At 68.6% G+C, this 17,977-nt stretch carries 14 protein-coding genes; 5 read left to right on the top strand and 9 right to left on the bottom strand.

Translation table 11 applies throughout. The annotated features are described in order from the left end of the window. The first annotated feature begins 48 nt into the window (after positions 1 to 48). The gene (locus LOK44_RS08455; protein ID WP_237569528.1) at positions 49 to 630 is read left to right on the top strand and encodes a DUF1707 SHOCT-like domain-containing protein; all 582 of its coding nucleotides are present in this window, start codon (positions 49 to 51) and stop codon (positions 628 to 630) included. Between the two features lie 57 nt (positions 631 to 687). Here the strand turns inward: LOK44_RS08455 and LOK44_RS08450 are convergent, their stop codons facing one another. The 3 genes from LOK44_RS08450 to LOK44_RS08440 all read right to left on the bottom strand — a co-directional run bounded on the left by LOK44_RS08450 (position 688) and on the right by LOK44_RS08440 (position 6,064). Continuing rightward, positions 688 to 2,289, bottom strand: a complete 1,602-nt coding sequence (locus LOK44_RS08450; RefSeq protein ID WP_237569527.1) for a hypothetical protein — start codon at positions 2,287 to 2,289, stop codon at positions 688 to 690. Positions 2,290 to 2,654: 365 nt separating this feature from the next. After that, entirely contained in the window at positions 2,655 to 4,628 is a 1,974-nt protein-coding gene (locus LOK44_RS08445; protein ID WP_237569526.1) for a VWA domain-containing protein, read from the bottom strand. A 53-nt stretch (positions 4,629 to 4,681) separates the two neighbouring features. Next, positions 4,682 to 6,064 carry a sigma 54-interacting transcriptional regulator gene (locus LOK44_RS08440; protein ID WP_237569525.1) on the bottom strand — a complete coding sequence of 461 codons (1,383 nt, stop codon included), beginning with the start codon at positions 6,062 to 6,064 and terminating at the stop codon, positions 4,682 to 4,684. A gap of 456 nt (positions 6,065 to 6,520) precedes the next feature. Between LOK44_RS08440 and LOK44_RS08435 the strand changes: the two genes are divergently transcribed. Beyond that, on the top strand, positions 6,521 to 6,832 hold the full coding sequence (locus LOK44_RS08435; RefSeq protein WP_237569524.1) for a hypothetical protein: 312 nt from the start codon (positions 6,521 to 6,523) through the stop codon (positions 6,830 to 6,832). A 104-nt stretch (positions 6,833 to 6,936) separates the two neighbouring features. On the opposite strand, the gene purH is transcribed toward LOK44_RS08435, so the two are convergent. The 5 genes from purH to sfnG form a co-directional block, all read right to left on the bottom strand. Further along, a complete protein-coding gene (gene purH / locus LOK44_RS08430; protein ID WP_237569523.1) occupies positions 6,937 to 8,511 on the bottom strand; it encodes a bifunctional phosphoribosylaminoimidazolecarboxamide formyltransferase/IMP cyclohydrolase in 1,575 nt (524 codons plus the stop codon). Continuing rightward, on the bottom strand, positions 8,508 to 9,137 hold the full coding sequence (purN, locus tag LOK44_RS08425; protein WP_237569522.1) for a phosphoribosylglycinamide formyltransferase: 630 nt from the start codon (positions 9,135 to 9,137) through the stop codon (positions 8,508 to 8,510). Before purN ends, purH begins: the two co-directional genes overlap by 4 nt. Before the next feature lie 10 nt (positions 9,138 to 9,147). Beyond that, the gene (locus tag LOK44_RS08420; protein WP_237569521.1) at positions 9,148 to 10,629 is read right to left on the bottom strand and encodes a cell division protein PerM; all 1,482 of its coding nucleotides are present in this window, start codon (positions 10,627 to 10,629) and stop codon (positions 9,148 to 9,150) included. 61 nt (positions 10,630 to 10,690) lie between these two features. Continuing rightward, on the bottom strand, positions 10,691 to 11,611 hold the full coding sequence (locus tag LOK44_RS08415) for a DUF5336 domain-containing protein (RefSeq protein WP_237569520.1): 921 nt from the start codon (positions 11,609 to 11,611) through the stop codon (positions 10,691 to 10,693). 88 nt (positions 11,612 to 11,699) lie between these two features. Next, entirely contained in the window at positions 11,700 to 12,830 is a 1,131-nt protein-coding gene (gene sfnG / locus LOK44_RS08410; protein ID WP_237569796.1) for a dimethylsulfone monooxygenase SfnG, read from the bottom strand. Positions 12,831 to 12,991: 161 nt separating this feature from the next. On the opposite strand from sfnG, the gene LOK44_RS08405 reads away from it, so the two are divergent. Beyond that, positions 12,992 to 13,840, top strand: a complete 849-nt coding sequence (locus tag LOK44_RS08405) for an LLM class F420-dependent oxidoreductase (RefSeq protein ID WP_237569519.1) — start codon at positions 12,992 to 12,994, stop codon at positions 13,838 to 13,840. 100 nt (positions 13,841 to 13,940) lie between these two features. Here the strand turns inward: LOK44_RS08405 and LOK44_RS08400 are convergent, their stop codons facing one another. Next, complete coding sequence (locus LOK44_RS08400; RefSeq protein ID WP_237569518.1) at positions 13,941 to 15,503, bottom strand: acetyl-CoA acetyltransferase; 1,563 nt, start codon at positions 15,501 to 15,503, stop codon at positions 13,941 to 13,943. A 155-nt stretch (positions 15,504 to 15,658) separates the two neighbouring features. Between LOK44_RS08400 and LOK44_RS08395 the strand changes: the two genes are divergently transcribed. Both LOK44_RS08395 and LOK44_RS08390 read left to right on the top strand, forming a co-directional pair. Beyond that, positions 15,659 to 16,789 carry an ATP-binding protein gene (locus tag LOK44_RS08395; protein WP_237569795.1) on the top strand — a complete coding sequence of 377 codons (1,131 nt, stop codon included), beginning with the start codon at positions 15,659 to 15,661 and terminating at the stop codon, positions 16,787 to 16,789. Then, positions 16,768 to 17,928, top strand: a complete 1,161-nt coding sequence (locus LOK44_RS08390) for an ATP-binding protein (protein ID WP_308192723.1) — start codon at positions 16,768 to 16,770, stop codon at positions 17,926 to 17,928. Before LOK44_RS08395 ends, LOK44_RS08390 begins: the two co-directional genes overlap by 22 nt. Positions 17,929 to 17,977 lie beyond the last annotated feature (49 nt).

Genomic DNA, 17,977 nt, shown 5'->3' with positions numbered 1-17,977 from the left:
TGAGGTCCGCCCCTTGCATGTACCGAGGTTCGTCGTAGGCTCGTGTCGATGAGCACTCCAGCGTCGCGCAACGGGTCGAAGCGCGCTGCCGACACGGATCGCATCCACGTTGCTCAACTCCTCACCGAGGCCGCATCCCAGGGCCGGTTGCAGATGGCCGATTACGAGGATCGGTTGACCAAGGCGTACGCCGCTCAGACCTTCGACGAACTCGAGCGCCTCAGTGCCGACCTGCCCGACGTGGCGACGGCATCGGGTCGCAGCGGCGGCGCCTGCCACCCCGCGCCGTCGACCCTGCTCCTGGCGATCATGAGCGGTTTCGAACGGCGGGGCCGCTGGAACGTGCCGCGCCGCGTGACGTCGTTCGCCCTGTTCGGTGGTGGCGTGATCGACCTGCGCTACGCCGACTTCACGTCACCCGAGGTGGAGATCCACTCGTACTCGATCTTCGGCGGGCAGACGATTCTGCTGCCGCCCGAGATCAACGTCGACGTCCACGGTGTCGGGGTCATGGGGTCGTTCGAGCACATCGGCGACGTCGGCTCCCCTGGTGCACCGCAGGTGACCATCCGCGGCTTCTCGCTCTGGGGCAGCGTCGGCATCAAGCGCAAGAAGCGCAAGAACCCCTGACGAACGTCGGCCCCTGCCGCGAGCGGAAGGGGCCGACGTCTTGTCGTGCGTCAGTGGCTACTCGCCGTCGCCGCCACCGTCGTTGTCAGCGCCGTCGGTGGCGCCACCATCGGTGGTGCCGCCGCTCGTGCTGCCTGCGGGGGTCTTGCCGCCCTTGATCATGCTGTCGATGGCCTTGAACGCGGGCTTGAAGACACCCCACGCTCCGCCGCCGCGCACGCCGTCGGACGAGCCGCCGCCTCCGGGGACGATGATGACCGGCTCGACCTTGTTGCCGTCCTTGACTTCGGTGTCCTCTTCTTCCTCCGCGACGGCCTCTTGCTTCACCGATGAGGTGGATTCGACGGGTGCGGTCGCTGGTGCTGGCTCTGCGGCCGCTTGCACCGGTGCAGCGCGCAGCGCGGTCGGGGCAGGAGCGGATGAGTCGGCCGTGGACTCCTCGGCCCCACTCACATCGGCCGCCTGAAGTGTCTCTACGTCACTGTCAGTCGCGGCGACCTTCAACGCCTCGGTCTCGGGAACCTCCACTGGCACCGGCGGACTCTCCACCTCTGGCACGGGACCCGTCAGGAGGTAGCGGACGACACCGGTCACGCCGTTGTCGAAGAACTCATTCCACAAATCCTTGGATCGCTGGTCGCCTGCACCTGCAACCAGCCGCCACCGGAAGTTCTCCGATATGCCGCCATCGAAGAACGTTTCGATGTCGAGCTTCTGCGTGGGGTCTCCCGTGCTCGCGAGCAGCCGCTGCTTGACGACCTCGGTCGCGCCACCATCCCAGAACTGATCCAGAGTGGCCTGCTGATCCGGGCTCAACCCGGTGTTCCGGATGGTGTTGTAAATGACGCCGAAGCTGCCGCGGCGGGCCGGGTTCGGGTTGCCGAGATATCCACTGATGACGTAGACGGGGTCGCCGTTCTCATCGAAGATCGGATCGCCTTCTGCATCGACGGCTTGCACATACGTCGGATTGCCGTCTTCGTCGAGCACGGGCTCGCCGTCCTCGTCGAGAATCGGCTGAAACACCGGCACAGCTTGCGAGTTGTAGATCGTCGGTGCATTGAAGAACGTGTCGAGCAGCCGCCGCTGGTCCACGCTTAGACCGGTGCCGACGAGCGCGTCGTAGAACAGACCCTGGAACCCGTTCTGCGCGATGTTCTCCGAACCGTCGGCGTTCAGAGAATCACCGAAGAACGTGTTGATTTGAGCCCGCAGCGTTGGGTCAGCCTGGTATGCGAGCAGTCGGTAGCGCGCTACTTCGCTGAGCCCTTCGTTGAAGAAGGTGTTGATCTGGAACGGCGTCGGATCATTCTGGTTCGGATAGTCGCGAGTCAGAAGCAGTCGGACGACGTCGGACAGGCCCGCCTCGAAGTACGAGTCGATAACTTCGGTTCCGCGGGGGTCGTTCACGTTGGCGTTCTGCAGCAGCTGCTGGAGCACCCCGAATGCGTGAATGGTGCCTGCGTTGTCGGGGTCACCGGGGAACTCACCGAAGTACGTGTTGATCAGATCCGTGAGATTCGCGTTCAGGTCGACCTGCGTCTTCTGCGCCACCTTGACTTCGCCAGGCGACATCGGCGGCGCGATGGCGACCGTGGCGGCGACGGCGCCGGCAGCAGCAAAGGCCACGCCTGCAGTGATGAATGGGCGAAGTGCCATGTGAATCCCCCTTGGATCTGATGGTGGCTCGGTGCGTGGCGAAACGATACTGCGCGGCTTAGAAGAAGCTGAGAAGACCATAAACCGTTTCCAATCGTTTTGCCACGGCTATGTCGAAAGTTTGCGAAGCAATCACTGAAACGCGCCCTGATGCCAGTTGTCACACCTTTAGGACGATTGATCGACGCAATTCGGCCTGTTCGACTCAACACCAGTTGAGAGGGGTTTTCGACCGTCGAAAACGGCGCGGGCCGACCCCGGCGGAGAGAAGATCAAGATCGACGGGGGTCGGGCCGGCAGGACGATTGCCGGAATGGTTGCCGGCAGCTAATTCGAGTTAACCAGCGTGCAGTTGCAGAACGGGGTCAGCGACGTTTGCGGGACCGCAGATAGTCGCTGACCACGGCAGCACCCAGGCCGTCGAGTTCCGGCACCACGACACGGCCCTCGACACGGCGCGCCACCTGATCGATGAACCGCGTCAGGCTCGGGTCGCTGCCGAGCCGAAAGATCGTCACGTGCGCGCCGAGGCGGGCGATCTCGTCGAAGCCACGCACGGTGTGAGCGATGGTGCGCGGATGCGGCGGGTAGTCGAAGAACACCGACGAACCGTCACCGTCACCGAAGTCCTCGAGGTGCGCGGTGGGCTCGCCGTCGGTCACGATGAGCACCGTCGGCTGAGCGTTGGGATGACGCCGGAGATGGCGGGTGGCCAGCGCAAGCGCGTGGTGCAGGTTGGTGCCCTGCTCGTAGACGCCTTCCAGCCCGGCGAGTTCGCTGGCAGACACGGTGCGCGCATAACGCCCGAACGCGATGATCTCCAGCGCGTCCGACCGGAAGCGGGTACTGACGAGATGGTGCAGCGCCAGCGCCGTCCGCTTCATCGGCAGCCAGCGGTTCTCCATCACCATCGAGAACGACGTGTCGACCAGCAGCGCCACCGCCGCCTGCGTACGTGTCTCGGTCTCGGAGATCTCGACGTCGTCGACGCTGATCCGCAGCGGCGGTTCCGCGACCCCGGTTCCGGCCTGCCGCAGGACGGCGTTGGTCAGAGTGCGCGTCACGTTCCAGGGCTCGGTGTCACCGAACTGCCAGGGCCGCGTGGCACCGGTGAGTTCACCGGCGGCGCCGGCGCGACGCGTATCGCGTTCGCCGTGTCGCCCCGAGAGTTGTTGCGCCACATCGCGAAGCGCGGCCTGGCCGAGCTGGCGCATGGCCTTGGGCGACAGTCGCCACTGCCCGTCCGAGCCACGGTCGAGGAACCCCTGCTCCATCAGGGCACGCTCGAGTTCGGCCAGGGTGCGCGCGTCGACGGCAGCGTCCTCACCCAGCTGGCGGGCCAACATGTCGAGGTCGACGTCGTCCATCTGCGCGCCGGCATAGCTCTGCGAGAGTTGCTCGGCGAGTTGTTCGAGTTCGGCGATGTCGGCCATCGCTTGCGCGCCCTCGCCCATTCCCATGGGGTTGTCGCCGCTGAAGTTCTCCGACCCCGACCAGTCCTCACCCGGGCGGGCCGACTGCAGATGAGAGTCCAGGCGGTTCAGCGCGTTCATGAGCGACGGCGACCCGAAGGCTTGCTGTGCCAACGCGTCGAGTTCTGCGCGCTGCTGTTCGGTGAGGCTATTGCGGAAGCGCTGGGCGGCCGCCGCACGTTGGGCGAGCGAGTCCAGTAGCTCGTCGATGTTCTGCGGGTTCTCCGGGAAGTACTCGCCGTGCTTGGCCATGAAGTCTTGGAAGTCCTGGGGCGTGTCCTGCCCCTTCGCATGCTTGTCGAGTAGCTCGTTGAGGTCGTCGAGCATCTCGTTGACGCGCTGACGGTCCTCGTCGGTCGCGTTCTCCAGCGCCTGCTTCATGCCTGCAAAGCGCTGGTCGAGCATCTCGCGACCCATGAGGTCCTTGATCTGCTCGTACTTCTCGCGAGCCTCCTGGCTGCGCCAGTCGTACTCGGCGAGTTCCTGCACGGCCTTGGCCGGGGACGGCGACAGCGACTCCATCTGGAGTTCGCCAAAACGCGCGTCGTCGTCGAGCGCCCGCGCGAGCTCCTTGCGTTCGGCTAACACCGCCTCGTCGAGCAGCTTCTTGATGTCCTGCAGCGTGCCGTCGAGATTGTTGCGTTGCAAGAGCTTCCGGCGCTTGCTGTTGGCCTCGGCGGCCAACCGGTCGGCACCCCGCTGGTTCTGGGTGCCGCGCCGCAACAGCTCCTGCAGTGCCCGCCGCGGCGAGCTGCCCTCCATCACGTCCTGGCCGATCTGCTCCAGTGCGTCGCGCAAGTCAACCGGCGGCGCCAGCGGGTCGGGCCCGCCGGTGTACCGGGAGTACCGCGAGAGGCGCTTAGCCACGGCGGCACACCTCAACGCGGCTCGTCCCTCGCCGCTTGATCGTCGTACCGCGTTCAGCCATAGACGGTTTCGCCCTCGCCGGACACCTTGTCGATCCGCTTGGCCAGGTACAGGGCTTCGAGCGCCAACTCCAGCGCCCCTGCCCGTTCACCGTCGCTCTGTGCGCCGAGGCGCTCGGCGATCTCGTCGACCACCGGCAGATCCGGCACGGCGGCAAGCACGTCCTTGGCCGACACCCGCTCCCCGGTCGTCACCGGCGCACCGTCCTCGACGGCAACCACCAGCGGTCCCACGTCGATGCCGCCGAGCAGGCGCTGTGCGGTGTCGGCGGTCGCCCGGCGCAGCAGGTGCTCCAGGATGGCCTGCTCGCGGCCCTCCTCGCCGGACTCGAACTCGAGCTTGCCGCGCAGCACGTCGATCACGGTGGCGAGGTCGACGACGCGGGCCACCGGCTCCTGCTCGCCGAGGATCGTCGACCGGTGCCGGGCTGCGGCCGCGACCGTCTCGGCCGCGGCGATCGCGAAGCGGGCGGAGACACCCGACCGCTGATCGATCGACGACGACTCGCGCAGCGCGCGGGCGAACCGGGCCAGGATCTGCACTAGGTACTCCGGCACTTCTGCAGCCAGATGCGCCTCCTGGGTGATGACGCCGACCTCGGCGTCCAGGCGGACCGGGTAGTGCGTCCGGATTTCGGCGCCGAAGCGGTCCTTGAGTGGCGTGATGATGCGGCCGCGGTTGGTGTAGTCCTCGGGGTTCGCGCTGGCGACCACCAGAACGTCGAGCGGCAGCCGCAGCGTGTAGCCGCGGACCTGGATGTCGCGCTCCTCCATCACGTTGAGCATCGACACCTGGATGCGCTCGGCGAGGTCGGGCAGTTCGTTGATCGCGACGACGCCGCGGTGCGCGCGCGGAATCAGGCCGAAGGCGATGGTCTCCGGGTCACCGAGGCTGCGTCCCTCCGCCACCTTGATCGGGTCGATGTCGCCGACGAGGTCGGCCACGCTGGTGTCCGGCGTGGCGAGCTTCTCGGTGTACCGGTCGCTGCGGTGCACCCAGCTGATCGGCAGGTCGTCACCCGAGGTCGCCACCCGGCGAATGGATTCCGGGGTGATCGGGCTGAACGGGTGCTCGTTGAGTTCCGAGCCGTCGATGACGGGCGTCCACTCGTCGAGCAGGCCGGTGAGCGCGCGCAGCAGGCGCGTCTTGCCCTGACCGCGCTCACCCAGCAGCACGATGTCGTGGCCTGCGATGAGCGCCCGCTCCAACTGCGGCAGCACGGTGTCCTCGAACCCGAGGATGCCCGGCCATATGTCGCGCCCTTCGGCCAAGGCGGCAAGCAGATTCTCCCGGATCTCGTCCTTGACTCCCCGCTCCTGGTGGCCTGAGGCACGCAGTTCACCGACGGTACGGGGGAGATCGTTAGGTGATGTCACGACTCCACGCTACGACTGCTCCGCGACAGCGGCACGAGTTCCCCCACGAGCGAACGTCTCCGGCGGCTCGTCGACCCCGCCAAGCGCGCCGCCGAATGGTTCGAGCATTCCCACGCGACCCATGACTCGACTCATCATCACGGCAAAGACCGAAACCTCGAGGAATGACCTTCGAGACGACATTGCCATTCGCGTCCCGAATATTTGCCAGAATCGATCTTGACCCGGTCCGTCGGCCCGATCGCAATACGCGGCGCCATTCGAAGGAACCCAATAAAACAGCTCTGAACTGGATGCTTGCACTCGCAAGGAGGAGGGGCCTCCGATCCCGCTCAGCGACGACAAAACCTTCGCTATCAACGCACGAGGCGCGTACATTGGGATGCAGAATCAGCCAGGGGGCGGTTCGAAGGGTCTTCTCAGCAAGGCCCGGGGCTATTTGAACAAGGGGAGATCATGGCACGACTGAACACGGCGACCTCGCGACGACTGCAGCTTGCGGTTGGCGGTGCACTCGCGAGCGGCGCGCTCCTATTCAGTGGGTCGGCAGGCGTCGCCAGCGCGGAACCCGCGCCTGCGCCGAGCCCCGGCTGCTTCGGTCTGCCGATCTGCCTGCTGCCGGGGTTCGAGGGTGGCGGTGGCTACGCGACCGGGAACGCGGGCGGTGGCTACGCGACCGGCGAGGCCGGCGGCGGTTACGCGACCGGCGAGGCCGGCGGCGCAGCATCGCGCGGCCAGGCCGGCGGCGCCTTCAATCACGCGGAGTGATGCCACGCTGAGCTGAACGAACGCGATTCCTCCCGCGAGCAGGCACCAACTCGCACGTGAGGGTTGTGATCAATGCGAGTTGACGTCTGCTCGCGCGGCCCGCGTCAGTGCGCGAAGTGCCGCGCGCCGGTCAGGTAGAGCGTGATGCCCGCCTTGGTCGCGGCCTGGGTGACGACGTCGTCGCGCATGGAACCGCCCGGGTGGACGATGGCCTTTACCCCTGCCGCGGTCAACGTCTCGAGACCGTCGGGGAAAGGGAAGAACGCATCGGATGCGGCGACGGCGCCCGCCACCCGGTCACCGCCGCGCTCGACGGCCAGCCGGGCCGCGTCGACGCGGTTCACCTGTCCCATGCCGACGCCGACGGTCGCACCGTCCTTGACGACGACGATGGCGTTCGACTTCACCGCCCGGCAGGAGCGCCAGGCGAACTTCAGCTCGGCCAGGGTCTGCGGATCGGCAGGCTCGCCGGTGGCCAGCGTCCAGGTCACCGGGTCGTCGCCGGGGGCGTCGAGGGCGTCGCGCTGCTGCACCAGCAGACCACCGCTCACCTGACGGAACTCGGTGCCGCCCGGCTGCGGCTCGGCTGCGACCAGCACGCGGATGTTCTTCTTGCGGGCCAGGATCTCGACGGCGCCGGGCTCGTAGGCGGGCGCGATGATCACCTCGGTGAAGATGTCGGCGACGGTCTCGGCCATCTCGACGCTGACCGCCGTGTTCGATGCGATCACCCCGCCGAAGGCGCTGAGCGGATCGCACTCGTGTGCCTTGCGGTGCGCATCGGCGACCGACACCGACGACACCGCGATGCCGCAGGGGTTGGCGTGCTTGATGATCGCCACGCAGATGTCCTCGTGGTCGAACGCCGCCCGCCACGCCGCGTCGGCGTCGGTGAAGTTGTTGTAGGACATCTCCTTGCCGTGCAGCTGTTCGGCCTGCGCCAGGCCCGGCCAGGCCGCATCGTCGACGTACAGCGCGGCCTGCTGGTGCGGGTTCTCGCCATACCGCAGCACCGCGCTGCGACGCCAGGTGCCCGCGTACCACAGCGGCAGCGGCTGCGCCGGCTCCTCCGGTGACAGGGTGTCGGCCATCCACGTGGCGACGGCCACGTCGTACTCGGCGGTGTGCCGGAAGGCCAATGACGCCAAACGCTTCCGCTCGGCGAGGGTGAACCCGCCCGACCGCACCGCGGCGAGCACTCCGTCGTAGCCGATCGGCTCGACGACCACCGCCACGCTCGGGTGGTTCTTGGCGGCGGCACGAACCATCGACGGACCGCCGATGTCGATCTGCTCGACGCACTCGTCGACGCCCGCACCCGACGCCACGGTCTCGGTGAACGGGTACAGGTTCACGACGACGAGTTCGAAGGCCTCGACGCCGAGGTCGGTGAGCGCCGCGACGTGCTCGGGCTTGCGGGTGTCGGCCAGCAGCCCGGCGTGCACGCGCGGATGCAGCGTCTTCACCCGGCCGTCGAGCACCTCGGGAAAGCCGGTGACGTCCTCGACGGGCGTGACCGGAACACCGCTCGCGGCAATCGTTTTGGCCGTCGAGCCGGTCGAGACGATCGTGACGCCCGCATCGTGCAGGCCACGCGCGAGATCGGCCAGACCCGTCTTGTCGTAGACGCTGATCAATGCTCGCCTGACCGGACGCCGGCCCTCGCTCGCGTCGCTCATCCCATGGCCGCCTTTCGTCCCGTCCAAGTCACACCGCGCGTCGCCATCGCCGCGAGTACGTCCACCAACAATCGTCTTTCGACCACCTTGATGCGCTCGTGCAGAGTCGCCTCGTCGTCGTCGTCGAGCACCGCGACCGCCTCCTGGGCGAGGATGGGGCCGGTATCCATGCCTGCGTCCACCAGGTGCACGCTGCAGCCGGTGACCCTCACACCGTAGGCCAGCGCGTCGGGCACCGCGTGCGCGCCGGGGAAGGCGGGCAGCAACGCGGGGTGGGTGTTCACGACGCGACCCATGAACCGCGAGAGGAATTGTGGGCCAAGGATCTTCATGAAGCCGGCGCTGACCACCAGATCCGGCTCGTGCTCGGCGGTCGCCGCGGTGATGGCGGCGTCCCACGCGGCGCGGTCGGGATGGTCGCCGAGGCGGGTCGTGTAACCGGGGATGCCCGCGGACGACGCAACCTCGAGCGCCCGGCAGTCGCGGTCGGTGCCGACGGCGATCACCCGCGCGGGGTAGTCCCCGGTGGCCGCATCGAGGAGCGATTCGAGCAGGGATCCGGTGCCCGACGCCAGTACCACCAGCCGAGCGGGTGCACTCGGGGGCACACGGAGCGGGGGCTGCACGCGAAGCAGCCTAATCGGCCGGTCGCCGGCCCTCGCCGCTGGTGGCCCCGGGCCAATCGTCGTCGTCGGTGACGAAGTGCGCCTCGGGATCGTCGTCGAGGTCGTGCGGTCGCGGCTCACGTGCCCGCGGCACCGGCTCGGGCTCGTAGTACGGCTCGTCGCCCACGTCGTCCTCGGGCTCGGGGTCCGCGTCCGGCCCGAGGTCCACTTCATCGCGCACCGGGTCGGGGTCGGCGGACGGTCCGGGTGATCCCATCACGACGGTGGGCGACTCGGAGTCGCCGACGAACCCGTCGTCGTAGGGCTCGTCGTCGGGGACCGCTTCGGGGCCGGCCTTGCGGACCGCGACGGGGCGTGGCTTGCGCACCTGGCTGATGCCCCCGGCCATGACGACCGTCAGCCCGCCGACGCCGACGAACCAGAGCAGGATGGCGGGCGCGAACGTCGCCTGGTCGACGCCGACGTCGCCGAAGTTGCCGAGCCGTCCACCGCCGGCGTAGGCGAGCAGGGCCATGACGACCGCCGACATCACCGCCGCGGTCGCCAACTTGGCCGCCGCCGCGGGGAGCGGCAGAGGCCGGCGGGCGCATTGCTGGCCGAGTGCCACCGCAGACGCTGCGCCCACGATCAGCAAGGCCACCCAGATCGGACCGAGCGGTGGCGTCGGGAGCGCGGCGAGGACCGGCACGGGCGGGATGTCGCCGCCCAGCACGGTGAAGGAGCTGAACGTCGCGAGCCCGACGTGGGCACTGGAGCCGACCGCGACCGCGGCGGTGCCGACGATGACGTTGGGGACGTAGAGCGCCGACAGCAGCGTCAGGCTCAACTGCCCGAACAGTGAGTCGGTGATGCCGTAGAGGTCGTGCATGGTGCCCCAGTGCACGACCATCGACGCCACCGCGACGACGCCCGAGAGCCCGCACAGCGCGAGCACGCCCGCCGCTGCCGCACGGCCCGCCTCGGGCAGCCAATCCGGCACCCACGGCAAAGCCGCGATGCGGCGGTGCATGCGCATGCCCACACCGATGACGGCGCCGGCGAGGTGTACCGCCAGCACGCCGCCGAACGCCCGCAGCGCACTGGGCGTCTGCAGCTCGGTCAGCACCGACGAGGCGTCGTGGATCACGGCGAGGGAGAGCGCCGCGATGAGCAGCGGACCGCCAAGCGCGGACGCGACCACCCACCTGGCCACGAACCACGACGTGCTCGGCGACAACGCATTGGCCGTCGACCTGGCCGTGCCCCACACCATCAACAGCAGCGGCAGCAGCGGCATGACGCCCAGCACCCGGCCGCCGATCGACACGGGCACCTGATGCACGCCGAGCCACATGCTCGCGATGGCGCCGAACGCACCGGTCATGTCGCTGTTGGCGATCAGCAACTGGAGCAACACGACCGCGGCGATGATCACCAGGGCGACCACCGACGGACCGAACGCGACCCTCAGCAGGTCGCGGGCCTGGCGGGTGCCGACGGGCCGGTTGTCCACTAGACGGGTCACTCCTCGCGCAGGCAGGGGCGCGCGTGGATCGTGTGCGCGCCGCTAGAGACTACGACGGCGGAGGACCGCCCTGTGGGGAGGTGGACTGCTGTGTCGACTGCGGCTGCTGCTCCGACTGCGGCTGCGCCTGGGCCTGGGGGCCGGTGTCGGCGGAGCTGCCGGGAGGCTGCGGCTGGCCGTAGGCGGGGAAACCGGTGGGAGGCGTCGGGGGGCCGGACTGCTGCCCGCCCTGTGCGCCCTGCAGGGCCTGGCCGCTGAAGCCGCCGGTCGACGGGCCGCCGTAACCGTAGCCCTGCTGCGGGTAGCCCTGGCGCTGCTGCTGCCCCTGGTGCGACCCGAGCTGCTGCGGCTGCCCATGCGACTGGCCTTGCGACTGGCCTTGCGACTGACCGTAGTACTGCTGCTGCGGTGAGTAGCCGCCGTAATGCTGCTGCTGCTGGTGGTCGTACTTCTGCCGCGGCTCGGGAGCGGTGATGACGCCCGAGTCCAGCAGGAGGTTGGCGATGGCCGCACCCGCCTGCAGGAACGTGAAGGCGATGATCACGTAGAGCGCCCAGCCGATGCTGACCTCGGCGGGTGCGTTGATGACCTCGGCCAGCACGAGCAGGAAGGCCAGCGTCGCGACGATGGCCACCCAGGCGCGGCGCGGCTTCTGCTTGGCGAGCACTCCCGCGCCTGCGATCAACGCGGCGACGACGGAGGCGATGACGGCCAGGCCGAGGCCCGTGGTGCTCCCGCTGGCGCTGCCCAGCTGCGGGAAGTCGGAGTTGCTGATCGTGAACAGCGGACCGAAGTTCAGCAGATAGACACCGAGGCCCAGCAGGGCGACGGCGAGGCTCAGGTACAGCGGCAGCTTGCTCGCGCCGGTCGGCGTCTGCTCCGACGGCTTCGCGAACTGCTGTGTGGGCGCGGCGAACTGGGTCGTCGGCGCCGGTGGCGGGTATCCGGGGTTACCGGGCGGGTAGCTCATGAAATCTCCTGTGCTCCTCGATTCGCCACCCACGCTAGCGCACGCGCCTGCGAGTCCCGACGAGCGCTCGTGCCGCCATCGCCCGCGATCAGACCGACGCGAGCACCGGCTCGCCGCGCGAATTCGATTCCGCCGCCTCGATCTCGCGCACCAGCGGCAGGACGTGCGCGCCGAAGTACTCGATCTCCTCCTGGAAGTGGAGGAAGCCGCCGAGGATGAGGTCGACGCCACGCTTGCGGTAGGCGACGATGCGTTCGGCGATCTGCTCGGGGGTACCGATCAGCTGGGTGCGGAAGCCGTCGTTGTACTGGACGAGATCCTCGAACGACGAGTCGGCCCACATCCCCTTCTTGTCGCCGGTGGAGTTGCCTGCCTGCTGCACGGCGCCGCGGAAGCCCTCGACGGCCGGCTTGTTGGCCTTCTCGATGATCTCCCGCAGGACGTTCCTCGCCTCCTTCTCGGTGTCGCGCGCGATGATGAAGCCGTTGAGCCCCACCTTCACCTCGCGGTCGACGGTGCGGGCGTGGTCGCGAACCTCGACCACCTGCTCGGTGATCCCGTCGAAGTCCTTGCCGTTGGAGAAGTACCAGTCGGAGTAGAGCCCGCCGTTGCGTCGCGCCGCGGTCGAGTTGCCGCCCTGGAAGATCTCGGGGTTGGGCCGCTCGGGCGTGTTGGCGGGCTTGGGCTTCAGCGTGAAGTCGTGGATGCGGTAGAAGTCGCCACGGAAGTCGACGTCGTCCTCGGTCCAGATCTTGCGCAACACCTGGAGGAACTCCGCGGTGCGGCGGTAGCGCTCGTCGTGTTCCAGCCAGGGCTCGCCGAGGTGGGTGAACTCGTCCTTGAACCAGCCGGAGACGACGTTGACGGCGAACCGCCCGCCGGAGAGCTGGTCGGCGGTGGCGCCGAGCTTGGCCAGGACGCCCGGCTGCCACAGGCCGGGGTGGACGGCGGCAATCACCTTCAGACGTTCGGTGGCGAGCAGCAGCGCCAGCGAGAAGCTGGTCGACTCGTGCTGGTACTCGGCGCCGTAGCTGGCCTCGTAGCGAACCTGCGACAACGCGTACTCGAAGCCGTTGTTCTCCGCGGTCTGCGCGAGCTTCTTGTTGTAGTCGTAGTTCCAGTCGGTGCGCTGCTCGATGTCGCTGGTCACCAGGCCGCCGCTGACGTTGGGCACCCAGTAGGCGAACTTGACGTGGTCGGCGATGCGTTCGGTCGTCATGGGTGCCATATCAGCAACCTGGCGCCCGCAGGTCACGGTTAAGGATCTGACGGAATGTAATGGTGCGCGGGGGCGTGCGTGTTCAATCTCGACGGCCGTCGCGCGGGCTCACCTGCGCACGGCCTTGCGCACACGGACTGAAACACGTTCTAATTCTCGCCATGGACTACGGGCTCGTTCTCTTCACCAGTGACCGCGGCATTGCGCCGGCACCAGCCGCCAAGCTCGCCGACGACCACGGCTTCACCACCTTCTACGTGCCCGAGCACACGCACATCCCGATCAAGCGCGAGGCCGCGCACCCGACCACGGGCGACGAGTCGCTGCCCGACGACCGCTACATGCGCACCCTGGACCCGTGGGTCTCGCTGGGCGCCGCGTCGGCCGTCACCACCCGGGTTCGGCTGTCGACCGCGGTGGCGCTGCCCGTCGAGCACGACTGCATCACGCTGGCCAAGTCGATCGCGACGCTCGATCACCTGTCCGGCGGCCGGGTGTCGCTCGGCGTCGGGTTCGGTTGGAACACCGACGAACTCGCCGACCACAACGTGCCGCCTGGCCGTCGCCGCACCATGCTGCGCGAGTACCTCGAGGCCATGCGCGCGCTGTGGACCCAGGAGGAGGCGGAATACCACGGCGAGTTCGTGAACTTCGGCCCGAGCTGGGCGTTCCCCAAGCCGGTCCAGTCCCACGTGCCCGTACTGGTGGGCGCTGCCGGTACCGAGAAGAACTTCAAGTGGATCGCCAAGTCGGCCGACGGCTGGATCACCACGCCGCGCGACTTCGACATCGACGCGCCGGTGAAGCTGCTGCAGGACACCTGGGCGGCGGCCGGTCGCGACGGCGCACCCCAGATCGTCGCGCTCGACTTCAAGCCCGACCCCGACAAGCTGGCCCGCTGGGCCGACCTGGGCGTCACCGAGGTGCTGTTCGGCCTGCCCGACAAGTCCGAGTCCGACGTCGCCGCCTACGTCGAGCGACTGGCGGGCAAGCTCGCCGCCCTCGTCTAGGAGCCCCTCCCCACCCTCGGAGCCACTCCCCACCCTCGGCGAGCGTGCGTGTCTGCGGCCGACACGCCGCGTTAGAACCTGAGTTCGCGCACGCTCGCGCCTAGGCCAGCGTCGCGGTGTTCGTCTTGCCGTCGTTGGTGACCGCGATGGCCGCGCCAAGGGGATCGCCCTCGGTCATCACTGCCATCAGATCGGGGTCGGTGGTGAGCGCCATGAACCGGCTCTGGTCGGCGTCGAGCCTGCCGATGATGACGCCGGTGGTCTCCGGCCAGTCGTAGCGCACCGAGTACGTCTCGATGGTGCCGCGGCCTTCGGCGTTGCGTGTGACGGCGACCTTGGGCTGCGCGGCGATCTGCGCCTGCAACTCCTTGCTGCGGTCCGGCGCCCAGTCGCTGGGCTCGGTCGAGTAGACGCCCACCGAGTACTTGCTCATGACACCGCCGTTGGCGCCGACGAGGCCGTACGCCCCCGGCTTGTCCCGCATCGCGGCGACGGTCTCGGCGATGCCGTGCAGTGAATAGCTGTTGCCGGGGCCACCGAAGTAGGGCAGCCCGCCGGTCAGCGTGAGGCCGCGCGGATCGTCGTGCGTCAGCCCGAACTCGTCGCACACCGCGAACACCGGGAACGGGAAGCAGCTGTAGAGGTCGAACGTCGCAACGTCGTCGATGCCGATGCCCGCGACCCGAAGCGCTTCGGCGACGGCCTGTTTCGCGGAGATGCTGACGCTGACGTCGGTGCGGTCCAGCAGGTCCTGCTCGGTCTGGTCGGCGTGCCCGCGCAGGTACACCCACTTCTCCTCTGGCACGCCGAGCCGGGTGGCGGCGGCCACCGACATGACCAGCGCGGCGGCGCCCTGGTTGACGGTGTCGCGGGCTACCAGCAGGCGGGGATACGGGTCGCAGATCAGCCGGTTCTCGTCGGTGACCATGACGATCTCGCCGACCGAGCGTTCGACCGGGGACGACGAGAACGGGTTCTTGGCAGCGACTTTCGAGAACGGCGCGAACAGTTCGGCCATCTCGCGCCGATAGTCGGCGACGCCGAGGCCGAGGCGGGCGCGCCGCGCGTTGTCGAGGAGGCCGTACTGCACGGGTGCGCCCGTCAGCCCGTGGCCCGCGGTGTACTCGCTCATGTACTGCTCGAAACCGTAACCGCGGTCCTCGAGTTGGCCGCCGACGTGTTCGGTGAAGTCGGGCTTGTCGAACTTCTCCCCCGTCGCTTCGCTCGCCCTGGCCCGGTCCGCGAAGTACTTCGCCGTCGACCCCGGTTCGGAGCCGACGATCAGCGCCACCTCGATGTCGCCGGCGGCGATCGCCCCGGCGAACTCCGTCATCACCTTCTGCGGGCCGTTGCCACCGATGGGCTCGAGCACGGCGCGTGCCGGGTCGGCGCCAATGCGGCGAGCCACCGAGCGCAGGTAGTTGTCCGACGCGCCCAGCGGCGGATCGGCGAAGGGCGTGCAGATCTCGAACTGCCGCAGCCCGACGAACACCTCGATGGCCGCGGCGACGTCGGCGGCGGACGTGCCGGTGTCTGCGAGCGCAGCCTGGGTGGCCCTGGTCGCCAGTTCGACGGCCGAGATGCCCTGATAGTCCGGGTCGCCGAGGCGCTCGGTGAACTGCCCGACGCCGACGAGCACGGGGGTACGCGGGTCGACCTGCATGACAAACCTCCTGGCACGTGTTAATTCGTCACGCTAATAGAACCTGTTGCAGTTTAGCGAACGGGCCGTACGTACGCCCGATTCGACGTACATCATCGCTGTTGTACGTCGAACCGGTTGTATACGCTGGTTGCATGTCCTGGGAGCCGCGTCCGATGTCGCTCGTCGTCGGCGGAATCGTGCCGCCCGAAGACGTCGTCGGCCGGGTGCGCGAGGCCGGCGAGGTCCTCGCGTCGCTCCCGGCTGCCGGTGCGGTGCTGGTGGGCGACCGCAGGCACGGCAAGACCTCGCTGTCGCGCCTGGTGCAGCGCCTCGCCGCTGACCGTGGCGCGGTCGTGGTCGCCGTCAGCGCCGAAAGGGCCAGCTACGCGGACTTCGTCGCCGCCCTCACCAGTGAGCTGGCCCGGCTCGACCCGGGTTGGGCGCAGGAACTCGCCAGGATCCGCGTCTCCGTCACCGCGGGGCCCGTCCGCATCGAGCGCGACGTCCGGGCGGCAGCCGCCTTCGACGAACTGCTGAACCGCGCCATCCGGCGGACCGACGGCCGGCTGCTCGCCCTGTTCATCGACGAGGTGAGCATCCTGGCCCGCAACCTGGAACGCGCACAAATGGGCAGCGGCGACGCGTTCCTGCACCTGCTGCGGCGCCTACGGCAGGAGAACCAGGGCAGCCTCGCCACCGTGCTGTCCGGCTCGATCGGGTTCCACCACGTGTCCGGCGACGCTCCCAGCACCGTCAACGACATCACGAAGATCGCCGTGGGACCCATCCGCTTCGATCACGCGACGTATCTCGCCGAGTGCCTGCTGATGGGCAGCGGCACGCCGACGACCGATCGCCACGCCGTCGCAGCGGCCATCGCGTCGGCCGCGGAGAACGTGCCCTACTACATCCAGCATCTGGTGGCTGCAGCCCGCAAGTCCGCTCAGTCCACGGGCGCCGCTGCGGCGCCCGAACTCATCGGCCGGCTCGTCGACGACGCCGTCGACGACCCGTACGACCCGTGGGATCTGCGGCACTACCGGGACCGGTTGACGCACTACTACGGCGACGATGCCCCGGCGATAGCCAAGCTCCTCGACGTCTACGCCCACGCCGACGGGCCGCTGACCGTCGACACCGTGCTGGCCCGACTCCGCAGCGAGGGCAGCACCATCGCCGACCGCGACGCGCTGGTCGGATTCATCGAGCGGCTGGTCCTCGACCACTACCTGATCCGCACCGCCGACGCCGACCGCTTCTCGTCGGCGTTGATACAGCGGGCGTGGAAGGCCATGCGGCGGTGATGAGCGCCCTGCCGGTGTTCACGCCGAACGCCCTCGAGCCCGCACGACTCGACGGGCTCACCTTCGGCCGGGCCGACGTGTTCGACGACCTGGTGTCGAGGCTGCGGTCCGCCGCCCGCGACGGCTCACGCCCCCACACCCTGCTCATCGCAGCCCACGGCGGCGGCAAGACCCACACGCTGCACGTCGCGGTGAACCGTGCGCTGGCCGACGACGACACCCGCGCGCGCGTCCTGCCTGTGCTGCTGCCCGAGTCGTCGCTGGCCATCGGCTCATACCTCGACCTGCTGACCGAGATCGCAGGCCAGATCGGCGGCGACCTGGCCGACACCGCGCGGGCGCTGCGCCGCACCAGGGACCCGGTGGGCATCGAAGCCGCGATCTCCGCCGTGGCGGGTGACCGGATGATCCTGCTGGGCCTGGAGAATCTCGACCGCGTCTTCGACCGCATCGGCGAGGTCGGCCAGGGCAGCCTGCGCGCGTGGGTCGAAACGTCAACTGCCGTGCTGGTATTCGGCACCGCACCCACGCTGTTCCCCGGGGTCTCGTCACGCACCCACCCCTGGTACGGATCGTTCATCGTCGAGACACTGCCCGAACTCGACCTCGACGAGTGCGTCGCGCTGTTCACCTCCGCCGCCGAGCAGCGAGGCAAGGCAGACGTCGCCGAGTTCGCAGCCTCAAGCATTGGGCGCCAGCGACTTTCGGTGATCCACCGTCTGATCGGTGGTTCGCCGCGGCTGTGGCACCTCCTCGCCGACGTCGCCGACGCAACCTCCGTCGACGCCGTGACGCCCGTCCTGCACGCGCTGCTGGATCAGATGGCGCCCTACTACCAGCAGCGCCTCTGGGAACTTCCCGCCGGCGAGCAGCGGCTCGTCGTCGAACTCGCCCGCGGCCGGCAGGCCCGCACCGTGGGCGACCTGGCCGACGCAGTGGGCGTGTCCAATCAGTCCGCGGCGTCGGCGCTGGGTCGGCTCAGCGACACGCGGTGGGTGTCGTCGTCGAAGGCGCTCGACGGCGACCGCCGCACCTCTTGGTACGACGTCACCGATCCGCTGCTGCGCTACTGGGTGCAGTACCGCGAGGGCAACCCGGAGCCGCTGGCCCGTGCGATCGAACGGCTACGCGACGAGTGACCCCCGAACGCGAGACTGCGGCCAGATCGTGAATCTCGGCGGATTCGCG

Origin of the sequence: Mycolicibacterium lacusdiani (assembly GCF_021916785.1) — a bacterium.
Taxonomy (GTDB): Bacteria; Actinomycetota; Actinomycetes; order Mycobacteriales; family Mycobacteriaceae; genus Mycobacterium; species Mycobacterium lacusdiani.
The sequence above is the reverse complement of the archived record's forward strand: the minus strand, read 5'-3'. Positions and strand labels throughout refer to the sequence as shown.

What these genes read in the sequence shown, in the direction of transcription:
- LOK44_RS08455 (WP_237569528.1), top strand. Translation starts at nt 49, where the DNA reads ATGAGCACTCCAGCGTCGCGCAACGGGTCGAAGCGCGCTGCCGACACG.
- LOK44_RS08450 (WP_237569527.1), bottom strand. Translation starts at nt 2,289, where the DNA reads ATGGCACTTCGCCCATTCATCACTGCAGGCGTGGCCTTTGCTGCTGCC.
- LOK44_RS08435 (WP_237569524.1), top strand. Translation starts at nt 6,521, where the DNA reads ATGGCACGACTGAACACGGCGACCTCGCGACGACTGCAGCTTGCGGTT.
- purH (WP_237569523.1), bottom strand. Translation starts at nt 8,511, where the DNA reads ATGAGCGACGCGAGCGAGGGCCGGCGTCCGGTCAGGCGAGCATTGATC.
- LOK44_RS08415 (WP_237569520.1), bottom strand. Translation starts at nt 11,611, where the DNA reads ATGAGCTACCCGCCCGGTAACCCCGGATACCCGCCACCGGCGCCGACG.
- sfnG (WP_237569796.1), bottom strand. Translation starts at nt 12,830, where the DNA reads ATGACGACCGAACGCATCGCCGACCACGTCAAGTTCGCCTACTGGGTG.
- LOK44_RS08405 (WP_237569519.1), top strand. Translation starts at nt 12,992, where the DNA reads ATGGACTACGGGCTCGTTCTCTTCACCAGTGACCGCGGCATTGCGCCG.
- LOK44_RS08400 (WP_237569518.1), bottom strand. Translation starts at nt 15,503, where the DNA reads ATGCAGGTCGACCCGCGTACCCCCGTGCTCGTCGGCGTCGGGCAGTTC.
- LOK44_RS08395 (WP_237569795.1), top strand. Translation starts at nt 15,659, where the DNA reads ATGTCGCTCGTCGTCGGCGGAATCGTGCCGCCCGAAGACGTCGTCGGC.